This window comes from Candidatus Pelagibacter sp. Uisw_099_02 (genome assembly GCF_047727625.1).
GTDB lineage: Bacteria > Pseudomonadota > Alphaproteobacteria > Pelagibacterales > Pelagibacteraceae > Pelagibacter.
Map to the genome: position 1 here is coordinate 676,820 of NZ_CP159822.1, position 11,530 is coordinate 688,349.

13 protein-coding genes are annotated in these 11,530 nt (G+C 29.5%); 6 read left to right on the forward strand and 7 right to left on the reverse strand.

Translation table 11 applies throughout. The features are described from left to right. From purS to ABXT47_RS03775, 6 genes are read left to right on the forward strand one after another with little or no spacing between them, the layout of a single operon-like run. Entirely contained in the window at positions 1–243 is a 243-nt protein-coding gene (gene purS / locus ABXT47_RS03750) for a phosphoribosylformylglycinamidine synthase subunit PurS (protein WP_415307804.1), read from the forward strand. 6 nt (positions 244–249) lie between these two features. After that, on the forward strand, positions 250–933 hold the full coding sequence (purQ, locus tag ABXT47_RS03755) for a phosphoribosylformylglycinamidine synthase I (protein WP_415307805.1): 684 nt from the start codon (positions 250–252) through the stop codon (positions 931–933). Next, on the forward strand, positions 933–3,125 hold the full coding sequence (gene purL / locus ABXT47_RS03760) for a phosphoribosylformylglycinamidine synthase subunit PurL (protein ID WP_415307806.1): 2,193 nt from the start codon (positions 933–935) through the stop codon (positions 3,123–3,125). The genes purQ and purL overlap by 1 nt, the downstream gene beginning before the upstream one ends. A 1-nt stretch (position 3,126) precedes the next feature. Next, entirely contained in the window at positions 3,127–3,357 is a 231-nt protein-coding gene (locus ABXT47_RS03765; RefSeq protein WP_415307807.1) for a BolA/IbaG family iron-sulfur metabolism protein, read from the forward strand. Further along, the gene (grxD, locus tag ABXT47_RS03770) at positions 3,357–3,689 is read left to right on the forward strand and encodes a Grx4 family monothiol glutaredoxin (protein ID WP_415307808.1); all 333 of its coding nucleotides are present in this window, start codon (positions 3,357–3,359) and stop codon (positions 3,687–3,689) included. Before ABXT47_RS03765 ends, grxD begins: the two co-directional genes overlap by 1 nt. A 3-nt stretch (positions 3,690–3,692) precedes the next feature. After that, complete coding sequence (locus ABXT47_RS03775) at positions 3,693–3,950, forward strand: hypothetical protein (protein WP_415307809.1); 258 nt, start codon at positions 3,693–3,695, stop codon at positions 3,948–3,950. Between the two features lies 1 nt (position 3,951). Here the strand turns inward: ABXT47_RS03775 and ABXT47_RS03780 are convergent, their stop codons facing one another. From ABXT47_RS03780 to nadE, 7 genes are read right to left on the reverse strand one after another with little or no spacing between them, the layout of a single operon-like run. Continuing rightward, positions 3,952–5,532, reverse strand: a complete 1,581-nt coding sequence (locus ABXT47_RS03780; RefSeq protein ID WP_415307810.1) for a hypothetical protein — start codon at positions 5,530–5,532, stop codon at positions 3,952–3,954. Next, positions 5,533–6,150 carry a 30S ribosomal protein S4 gene (rpsD, locus tag ABXT47_RS03785; RefSeq protein WP_415307811.1) on the reverse strand — a complete coding sequence of 206 codons (618 nt, stop codon included), beginning with the start codon at positions 6,148–6,150 and terminating at the stop codon, positions 5,533–5,535. Positions 6,151–6,190: 40 nt separating this feature from the next. After that, complete coding sequence (locus ABXT47_RS03790; RefSeq protein ID WP_415307812.1) at positions 6,191–6,904, reverse strand: RNA methyltransferase; 714 nt, start codon at positions 6,902–6,904, stop codon at positions 6,191–6,193. An 11-nt stretch (positions 6,905–6,915) separates the two neighbouring features. Beyond that, positions 6,916–7,779 (reverse strand): urea carboxylase-associated family protein, encoded by an 864-nt coding sequence (locus ABXT47_RS03795; protein ID WP_415307813.1) that lies wholly within the window; start codon positions 7,777–7,779, stop codon positions 6,916–6,918. Positions 7,780–7,781: 2 nt separating this feature from the next. Beyond that, a complete protein-coding gene (gene cimA / locus ABXT47_RS03800; RefSeq protein ID WP_415307814.1) occupies positions 7,782–9,383 on the reverse strand; it encodes a citramalate synthase in 1,602 nt (533 codons plus the stop codon). Then, positions 9,380–10,741 (reverse strand): cysteine--tRNA ligase, encoded by a 1,362-nt coding sequence (gene cysS / locus ABXT47_RS03805; protein WP_415307815.1) that lies wholly within the window; start codon positions 10,739–10,741, stop codon positions 9,380–9,382. The genes cimA and cysS overlap by 4 nt, the downstream gene beginning before the upstream one ends. A gap of 45 nt (positions 10,742–10,786) precedes the next feature. Next, positions 10,787–11,524: an NAD(+) synthase gene (gene nadE, locus ABXT47_RS03810; protein WP_415307816.1), complete on the reverse strand. Its 738-nt coding sequence runs from the start codon at positions 11,522–11,524 to the stop codon at positions 10,787–10,789. Positions 11,525–11,530: the final 6 nt, after the last annotated feature.

The following is an 11,530-nucleotide window of genomic DNA, read 5'->3' on the forward strand; positions in this document are numbered from 1 at the left end:
ATGAAAATATCAGTGGTTATAACTCTTAAAAAAGATGTCTTAGATCCTCAGGGTAAGGTAATTCATCAAACTCTAGAAGGTATGGGGTTTGAAGGTATCGATGAAGTAAGACAAGGGAAATATTTTGAAATTAATACAAAAGAAAACGATAAAAAAAAAGCTGAAGCAAAAGTTGAAGAGATGTGTAAAAAACTTTTAGTAAACTTGGTAATAGAAAATTATAAGATTATTGGATCTGAATAATAGATAATGCAATCATCTGTAATAACTTTTCCTGGATCCAATTGTGACAGAGACATGGATGTCGCCTTAAAAAAATTTGGTTTTAAAAATAAAATGGTTTGGCATGATGATGTTGAACTTCCCAAAAGTGACTTAGTAGTTTTACCAGGTGGATTTTCATATGGTGACTATCTTAGGTGTGGAAGTATGGCGTCAAAATCAAGAATTATGAAATCTGTTGTAAACTTTGCGCAAGGTGGTGGTAAGGTTATGGGTATCTGCAATGGTTTTCAAATTTTAGTTGAAACTGGTTTACTTCCAGGCGTACTACTTAGAAATGAATACTTAGAATTTATTTGTAAAAATGTTTTTGTAAAAGTTAACAATAAAGACAATTCTTATTTTAAAGGTATTAAAAAAGATACCTACGAATTTCATATAGCTCACAATGAAGGAAATTACTTTTGCTCTAAAGAACAAATTAAAGAGATTAATGAAAACAATCAAATAGCTTTATTTTACTCAGATAAAGATGGGAATGTTAAAAAAGAATCTAACCCTAATGGTTCATTGCAAAATATAGCTGGTGTGTTTAATAAAGAGGGTAATATTTTGGGAATGATGCCCCATCCAGAAAGAATGATAGACCCTGCTCTATCGGGTGAAGATGGTTCAATATTTTTTGAAAACCTAATTAATAATTTAAAATAATGACAGTTAACGAACAACTTGCAATTGATCATGGTTTAAAAAAGGATGAATATAAAAAAATCTGTGATTTATTAAAAAGAGTTCCTAATATTACCGAACTAGGAATTTTTTCAGCAATGTGGAATGAGCATTGCTCTTACAAATCTTCAAGATTTCATCTTAAAAACCTTCCTACTAAAGGAAAAAATGTAATTCAAGGGCCTGGGGAGAATGCTGGTGTTATTGATATTGGTGATGATGATGCAATAGTATTTAAAATTGAAAGTCACAATCATCCTTCATTTATTGAGCCTTACCAAGGTGCAGCAACTGGTGTTGGTGGAATTATGAGAGATGTTTTTACAATGGGTGCAAGACCGATAGCCAATTTAAACTCAATTCATTTTGGGTCACCTCAGCATAAAAAAACTAAAAATTTATTACGTGGAGTTGTTCATGGTATAGGTGGATATGGTAATTGCATGGGTGTTCCAACAATTGCTGGTCAGACTAGCTTCGACGAGTCTTATAATGGTAATATTTTAGTAAATGCCATGACTTTAGGTCTTGTTAAAAAAGATAAGATTTTTTATTCAAAAGCTGCTGGTTTAGGAAAACCTGTAATCTATGTTGGTTCAAAAACAGGAAGAGATGGAATTCATGGTGCCAGTATGGCATCAGCTTCTTTTGATGATAAAATTGAGGAAAAAAAACCAACCGTTCAAGTTGGGGATCCCTTTACTGAAAAACTATTATTAGAGGCTTGCCTAGAATTGATGGCGGGAGATTCAATAATAGCCATTCAAGATATGGGTGCTGCAGGTCTAACTTCTTCAAGTATTGAAATGGCTTCAAAAGGAAACTTGGGAATTGAAATCAATTTAAATAAAGTTCCTTGTAGAGAAGCAAATATGACCCCTTATGAAATTATGCTGTCTGAAAGTCAAGAGCGAATGCTTATTGTTTTAGAAAATGGCAAAGAAGAAATGGCAAAAAAAATATTTGATAAATGGAATTTAGATTTTGCTGTTATAGGTAAAACTACAAAAAGTAAAAAAATTGAACTTTATTTCGATAAAGAAAAAGTAGCAAATATTCCTGTTGATACATTGGTTGAAAACTCGCCTATGTATGATCGAAAATGGAAAAAAGCTAAGTTGCCTAAAAAAATTAAAATCGAAAAAGAACTATTTAAAACTTTAAAAGTGAAAAATGTTTTGAATAAAATATTATCAAACCCAAATGTATGCAGTAAAAAATGGATTTGGCAACAGTATGATCACACTGTAATGGGTGACACCATTCAAAAGCCTGGTGGAGATGCTGGTGTCGTTAGAGTTCATGGTACTAATAAAGCTGTCGCAGCATCCGTTGATTCATCTGCTGTATATTGCTGGGCCCACCCTTTAAGTGGTGGAAAACAAATTGTTTGTGAAAGTTGGAGAAACTTAATTTCAGTTGGTGCAAAACCAATTGCAATTACTAACTGTTTAAATTTTGGTAGTCCTGAAAATGAAGAAAATATGGGTGAGTTTGTAGAATGTGTTCATGGATTAGGTGAAGCGAGTGCATATTTAGATTTCCCAGTAGTTTCAGGAAATGTTTCTTTTTACAATCAAACTAAAGATATTGGCATTAAACCCACTCCTACAATTGGTGGTGTTGGTTTAATTAAAGATTACCAAAATATGGTTACAATGGATTTGAAAGAAGCTGACAATATGCTTTTAGTTATAGGTAAAACTGAAGGTCATCTAGATCAAAGCTTATTTGCAAGAGATATTTTAAATGAAAAAAATGGACCCCCTCCTGAAATCAATCTTTTCAATGAAAAAAATAATGGTGAAACAATTTTGAAACTTATCGATAAAAAATTTATTAAGTCTGCACATGATGTTTCTTTAGGGGGCATAATTACTGCTCTTTCTAAAATGTGTATTAAAGGTAAAAAAGGTGCAAATATTAAAAAACCTAATTACTTAATTAATCAGTTTGAATACTTATTTGGTGAAGACCAAGGAAGATACATTGTGGAAATTACTAAAGATAATCTGGAAAGTGCAACTAAGATACTTCAAGAAAACTCAGTACATTTTGATGAGCTTGGATCAGTAAATGACAATATTTTGATAATTGATGATAAGACAAAAGTATCAATTGACGATCTGATTAAATCACATACAAATTGGCTAACTAACTATATGGATAATTAAAATGGCAATGGATTTAAAAGAAATTGAAACACTAATTAAAGAAGCTTTACCAGATGCTATAATAGAAATTCAAGACTTAGCGGGAGATAGTAACCACTACTCAGCAACAATTACTTCAAGTAAATTTTCTGGAAAAAGTAAAATTGAGCAACATAAGATTGTGTACAATTCTTTAAAAGGAAAAATGGGCAACGAACTACACGCATTAGCAATTAAAACAAAGGAGCAATAATGGACGATAACACAAAAAATTTAATTCAGAATCATATTGATACTAACGAAGTATGTTTATTTATGAAGGGAACTCCTGACGCTCCACAGTGTGGTTTTTCTATGGCTGTATCAAACATGCTAAAAATTTTAGAAGTTAATTATAAAGGAATTAATGTTCTTGAATCACAACCTTTAAGAGAAGGTATAAAAGAATTTAGTGACTGGCCTACTATTCCACAAGTTTATATCAAAGGTGAATTTGTCGGGGGCTGTGACATCGTTAAAGAAATGTATGAAAATGGTGAACTAAAGAAAATTCTTGAAGATAAAGCTATAGAATTTAAGAAGTAAATAATGAGAACCTTTATTTATAAAACTATTATAACTGCAGTTTTAATCATATTGGTTTTTGAAATAACAATTGGCCGTAAGTTTGATCAGATAAACAGCAAAGTAGAATCTTTTTTTACTAAAGAAGGTAGAAAAGAGGCTGTAATAAATTTAAAAAAAGAAATTAAAAAAGCTAATGAAAAAGAAAACTACCTTAATGAAGAAGAAAGAGAGCTTTTAAGAAATTTCATATTAAAAATCCAAAAAGAATTGAATCTGTAGGCTATTTACACTCTACTAAATTAGATATTTTTAATTTATTTTTATAATAAAAATTTAATTTAATAAATTCTGAATAAATAATATCACAACCATAAGGAATACTTGATTTCATATTTCTTACTAACTGAACAGCATAAAATGGTCTTACAATTGATTTATTAATAGTTTGCCAATTATAATAGCAGTTGATTTTATCATCTTTTAAATATGGCTTAACTAGATAAATGGGAGATACTACTAAGCAAACATCTTTTATATCTCTTTTAATTATTTCTTTTGAAATATTTTTTCCACTAACCCCCCAGTAATCTAATTCAAAATTTTTACTAATATCAATTGTTCTAGTGGGTAAGTTAAACCATGTATACTGATATGGATATAATGAAAAATTTTCATAAATAAAAAATAAAATGAAAATAGAAATAATTTTATTGTTATATTTTGGTAATAAAGAATTAAGTGAAATAAGACTGAGTATTATTAAAAGTGGTACCAAAAATATTATTTGTCTCAACTCATCATAAAGAGGGGTTTTTAAAAAAATAAATATTAACGGTAATAAAATTACTGTACCTAATATTGTGCCAACAAATATTTGATTTTTTTTAATATTAAAAATTTTTTTTTCTGTAAAGGGTATTAAAAAAAGTCCTATTAAAACAATAAACGGTAACTTAACCAATAACCAGCTAGGTATATACAAGGGGTCAAGATTTTGAGCTCTGAGACATTCACCAAATGTTAAAGTACATATATCCTGTGGAAAATTACCCATAAATATTATTGCATCAATTAATAATAATGGGTTGATCCAAAAAATTGGGTAAAATAAAATAACAAATAAATAAACAGTAACAGTGAAGAAGATTAATTTTATCAATATAATTTTGAAAAACACCTGATAGCTAATTTTTTTAATGTTTAATAATATAATAATACTAACTAAATATTGTAGAAAAATTAAGATACCAGAAATTCTAATTGATATTAAAAAAGCACTTAAAAGTGCAAATAAAAAGATATCTCTATATCTTATAATATTGCTATCTATAAACTTATTAATTAAATAAAAATTTAAATAAGTTAAAATAATCCATACTGATAAAAATGGAATATCTTTTGGATTAAATAAACTATGTCCAAATAAATATGGATAAACTAAATAAAAAATAGTTGATAAAACTGAAAATAATTTATTTTGAGTGATTAAATATAAAATCTTTTTAAAATAAATACCAGATATAGAAAAAAAGATAAAAACAACAGCATGTTTTGAAATAAGTTTAGCCCCATAATTATCAACATAATAAAAAAATGGGATAATCTTTTGTATTAAAGCTTGAAGTGGTTGAGATATAATCTGAAAACCTATGCCATAGAACTTATCCCTAAATTCTGACTGATAATCAAAGTTTCCATAAAAAAAATTTATAACTATTTTTTTATTAAAATTCCAATAAAGCTCTTCATGAAATTCATCATGAGAAATTCCTGTGTTTAAAGATAAGTAAAAACCAAAAAGCAGGAAACTAATTAGGAAAATATAAAAAAAGGTATTTATTTTGTTTTTTATTAGATTCAATTATCTAGAATAATATTCAATTACCAGGTTAGGCTCCATAACAACTGGATAAGGAACTTCCTCGAACTTAGGTGTTCTTACAAAAGTAACTTTTTTATTTTTTTCATCCATAAGAATATATTCTGGGGTTTCTCTTTCTTTGTTTGCTAAGGCAATATCAATAAATGCCAATTGTTTAGATTTATCTCTAATTTCAATCGTGTCTTCTTCGTTAACAATATAACTAGCAATATTGACTTTTTTTCCATTAACTTTGACATGTCCATGGTTAATAAGTTGTCTAGCCGAAAATACTGTTGTTGAAAATCTTGCTCTGTATACAATTGAATCAAGTCTTCTCTCAAGCAATCCTACTAAATTTTCACCCGTGTCACCTTTTTGCATGGCAGCTTTTTTGTAAATATTTCTGAATTGTCTTTCGTTAATATTACCGTAGTAACCTTTTAATTTTTGTTTAGCTTGCAGCTGAATACCATAATCGGAAGGCTTACCTTTTCTACCTTGACCGTGTTGCCCAGGTCCATAATCTCTTTTATTGAAGGGACTCTTAGGTCTGCCCCATAGGTTGATTTTTAACCTTCTATCTATTTTGTGTTTAGAACTTATTCTTTTTGTCATATGATAGTTGGGGTTATAAACTTACTCATTATTTTGTCAATCAACCTTTTTTAGCTAAACTAGCAAATACACTAGATAAAATACGTGTTTCTTTCTGTGAGAGCTCCATTTTAGAAAAAATACTTCTTAAGTTTTCTAACATTATAGGCCTCTTCTCTAGGGGTTTAAAAAAGTCTTTTTCCTCTAATTTTTTTATACAAAGATTTGTCATAGCTTGAATATCACTTTTGCTTGCTAAGGATACTTTTTTGGATTTAGAGTATTTTGCTCCTTTTAAATTGATAATATTAGCTACTGTGTGAGCAATAATAATAACACTATGCGATAAATTTAAAGATTTAAATTCAGGATTAGTTGGTATTTGCATCGTAAAATTAGCATAACTGATTTCACTATTAGATAGTCCAGAGGCCTCAGAACCAAATAGAAAAGCAACTTTCTTATTAAAATCAATCTTTTTTAAATCATTTAAATTTATATGTTTAATATTCTTATTTCGAAATCTTGCAGAAGTAGCAATAACATAATCTACTTTTTTTACAGCAGATTCTAAATTTTCATGTATTTTTGCATTCACTATTAGATCTTTTGCACCGACAGAAGTTGCTAGAATTTTATCATTTGGAAAAATTGGCTTTGGTTTTACAATGATTAGCTTTTTAAATTTAAAGTTTTTAATTGCTCTAGCACAAGCACCTATATTTTCAGATAACTGTGGTTGGTGTAAAATAAAAAAGATATTATTAAAAGACATCAGTAGCTAAATTAATCTAATCCATGATTTCTGTTATAGTCAGATGTTTTTGAATTAATTAAACCTTTGAGTAAAGCTTTTTCTACAGACCACATTGAAACTTTTAATGGATAACATTTAGCATTATCTGAAGAATGTTCTGATCCACAATCACCACCAGGGCAAGTCGATAAAACACCAAGTAAATCTGTTTCAGCAAAAAATTCTAAATAATCACCTGGTCTTACTGGACTTGACTTCATAAAATACTGCTTAGTATCATTTGTAAAACCTGTACACATAAAAACATTTAAAACATCATGAACTAATTTTTCAGCCTCACCTAACTTGATTCCTTTTTCATTAACTAAAGCTCTTGTTAGATTTGAATGACAACAATAATGATAATTTTCATCTGAAAGTAATTTAGATGTATATGGGTCACAACGAGTTCCTATAACATCATGAACAGATCCTCCATCTTTATCATATCCATACCAATCTAAAGTGTCCCAAGTAATTGTGGCTAAAGACCTTAAGTATGGAAAATTACTTAACATTCTATCTCCTGTCGAAAGATGTGTTCCATAAAGAGCTCTAGTCTTACCAGAGTAAAATTTCTCTTCTAAGTTATCTGCTTGAAAAATATTTAAATCACCCACTTGAGGTCCTTCAATACTTTCAATTCTAAAAAATTGACCTTTTTTTACTTCAAAAGTTTTTGCGTCTCTTGGTGGTATTATAATTTCACCAATGTTTTTTAAGCTATTTCTAGCGCTGTGTAATATTGGTAAATTGGTTTCTTTTAAGTCATCTATTGGGTAACACACAATAGGTTTAACATTTATTCTGTCTTTAGCATCCAAAGGAGCTGTAGAATATTTTTTAGTCTTCATATTTACTTGCTTGCAGGTGCTTTATCCTTAAATAATTTATAGTCTAGACTGTCTACCAATGCTCTAAAAGATGCATCTATAATGTTTGCTGAAACACCTATTGTAAACCAATTTTTACCTTTTGAGTCTGTACTTTCTATTGAAACTCGGGTGATGGCTCCTGTGCCAGTATTTAAAATTCTAACCTTATAGTCAACTAACTTAAGATCTTTTAAGTATTTTGAATACTTATTAAGCTTATCTACATTTTGTCTAATAGCGTTATCTAATGCGTTAACTGGTCCATTTCCCTCACCTTCACAGATTATTTTTTCACCATCTACCTCTAATTGAGCTTTTGCTGATGAAATTATTTTTCCGAATGAATCTTTTTTAACAGATACGTCATATTCTTGAATTAATATATATCTTGGTATCTCACTTATAATTCTTCTAGCTAATAATTCAAAAGAAGCATCAGCACCATCATAACTGTAACCAATAAATTCTCGATCTTTTACCTCATCTAAAAGTTTTTTAATTTTAGGATCATTTTCTTCTATTTCAATTCCAATAGTTTTTAATCTTGAAATGATATTTGATTTACCTGATTGATCTGATACTACGATGTTTCTAGAATTTCCAACTTCTTCTGGGTTTATATGCTCATAAGTCTTTGGATCTTTTTGAACAGCAGAAACGTGTAAACCTCCTTTGTGAGAAAATGCTGCAGCACCTACATAGGGTAAATGTTTATTTGATTTTCTATTCAATATCTCATCTAATAGTCTAGAGCACTCTGTTAAATTTTTAATATTTTCAGGCTTAATTTGTAATTCAAATTTAGAAGCAAAATCTTTTTTTAAAAAAAAGGTAGGAATTAAGCTCATTAAATTTGCATTTCCACATCTTTCACCTAAACCATTTATAGTTCCTTGAACTTGTCTTACACCTGCCCAAACTGCTGCTAATGAATTAGCTACAGCATTACCTGTATCATTATGAGCATGTATTCCTAAATTTTTACCAGGTATAACTTTAGCAACTTCTAATACAATTTTAGTAATTTCATGAGGAAGTGTCCCACCATTGGTATCACATAATACAATCCATCTAGCGCCCTCATCGAATGCCGACTTAAGGCAAGATATCGCATATTTAGAATTTGCTTTATATCCATCAAAAAAGTGTTCCGCATCAAACATAAATTCTTTTTTTTCTTTAACAAAGTGTTTAGTGCTCTCCGTTATATTTTCTAAGTTTTCTGCATTGGATATACCTAGCGCAATATCAACGTGAAAATCCCAAGATTTACCAACCAAGCAAACTGCAGGTGTATTTGCATTCAATAAAGCTGATAAACCAGGGTCATTGTCAGCACTACGACCAGTTTTTTTGGTCATGCCAAAGGACGTTAATTTTGCATTTATAAATGCATGTTTTTTTTGAAAGAATTCAGTATCAGTAGGATTTGCTCCAGGCCAGCCACCTTCAATATAATCAACACCTAAGTTATCTAAAGCAGAGGCAATTTTTAACTTATCATCTACTGAGAAATCTACACCTTGAGTTTGTGCACCATCTCTTAATGTGGTATCAAATATGTATAGTCGCTCTTTGTTCATTTAAGTTTCCAAATTGTTTTACCATCTTTATCTTCTATTAAAACACCTTTATCTAAAAGCTTATCTCTAATAATATCAGCCTCTTTATATTTCTTGTCTTCTCTTGCTTTATTTCGAAGTGCAATCATTTCTAAAATATCCTCTTCATCAATAGATGATTTTTTCTTTTTAAATTCAATCCACTCTTCTTTTGTTTTATTTAAAATACCTACAAAATTACAAGCAGAAACAAATAAGTCTTTATCATTATCACTTCCCTTTTGAGCTTTGTCATAAAGTTGGTGGAGATTTGCTATATAGCCTGGTGTATTCAAATCATCATATAACGGAGATAAAATATCTTCATCTAAAACTGTTTTATCATTCACAGGTAAAGAAACTTCATACCATTTATCAATAGTATTTTTGCAGTCCTCTAACAGCTTTTCATTCCAGTCTAGTGGCTGCTTATAATGGGCACTCATTAAAGCAAGTTTTAAAACTTGTCCATCAATCTTTTCTTTGAAATCTTTAATCTTTAATATGTTGCCAGTTGATTTAGCCATTTTTTCATTAGACATAGTGATAAATGCGTTATGGATCCAATAATTAGCAAAAACTTTAGTATCATTAGTACATCTTGATTGTGCGATTTCATTTTCATGATGAGGAAAAATCAAATCAATTCCACCTCCATGAATATCAAATACATCTCCTAAATATTTCTTAGACATAGCAGAGCATTCTAAATGCCAACCAGGTCTTCCTTTTCCCCAAGGCGAACCCCAGGATGGTTCATCATTTTTAGATGGCTTCCATAAAACAAAATCTTCTGATTTTTTTTTATTTTCTGAAACTTCAACTCTAGATCCTGCAATTAAATCTTCTAATTTTTTATTCGACAGTTTTCCATAATCCTCAAATTTACTGACTTCAAAATAAACATGATTATTTACTTCATAAGCAAAATCCTTTTTTATTAAAGACGATATCATTTCAATCATAAGATCAATATGTTCTGTTGCTTTAGGTTGTTGCGTTGGATTGTCTAAATTTAAATAATTACAATCATCATTAAAATCTTTAATAATATTATTGGTTAATTCGGATATTGTAATATTTTTCTCTTTTGATGACTTAATAATTTTATCATCAACATCGGTAATATTTCTCACATAACATATTTTGTCATTTCCATATTTTGATTTTAAAACTTTGTACAAGATATCAAAAATAACAAGAGGTCTTGCGTTACCAATATGAGGATTGTCATAAACAGTGGGGCCACAAACGTACATGCCTATGTTTTCTTTATCCAATGGAACAAATTTTTCTTTTTTGTTACTTAAATTGTTTGTTAAATAAATATCCTTGTTCATTATCTTAGAATTATACTTTAATTATAGTTTTGGGAATCTATAAGATTAGTTGGGAATCTTGCAAACTGGAATTGGTTCCATTTTATGTAGGTTCATCTTTCTTATTTTTTCGTATTTCTCACGATTTATTGAGTTAACGTTATTCATTGCTTCCTCTAATTCTGCATATTTAAGGCCTAATTGACTTTCGTCAGTTCTGCCGTCATCCCATAATCCATCTGTAGGAGCTGCTTCAATTATTTCTTTTAGTATATTAAGGGATTTACCTATTTCCCATACTACCGATTTATTACAATCTGCAATAGGAGAAATATCTACTCCACCATCTCCATATTTTGTATAAAATCCCACTCCAAAATCCTCAACTTTATTTCCTGTACCAACCACAATTCCTTTATTTACGGCTGCTACTTGATATAGGGTAGTCATTCTAATTCGTGCTCTGGAATTTGCCATTCCATGTTCGTCATCAAAATTAGACAAAGTGCCTTTAAACGCTTCAAATAGATTATCCAAATTTAGTGTGTGTGCCTCAACATTATTAAAATTATTAGTAAGCCATTCTTGGTGTTTTAAACTTAAATCATGTTGTGATGATTTTTGTTTGATTGGCATTGATAAAACAATTGTTTTTATACCTGTCATTGCACATAATGTGCTTGATACAGAGGAATCTATACCACCTGAAATTCCAATAACTAAAGATTGAGCCTTATTTGGCATCTTTTCTGCATAGTCTTTAATCCAATTGCTTATAAATTGTGATTTTTCTAAAGGTTTCATAATCTA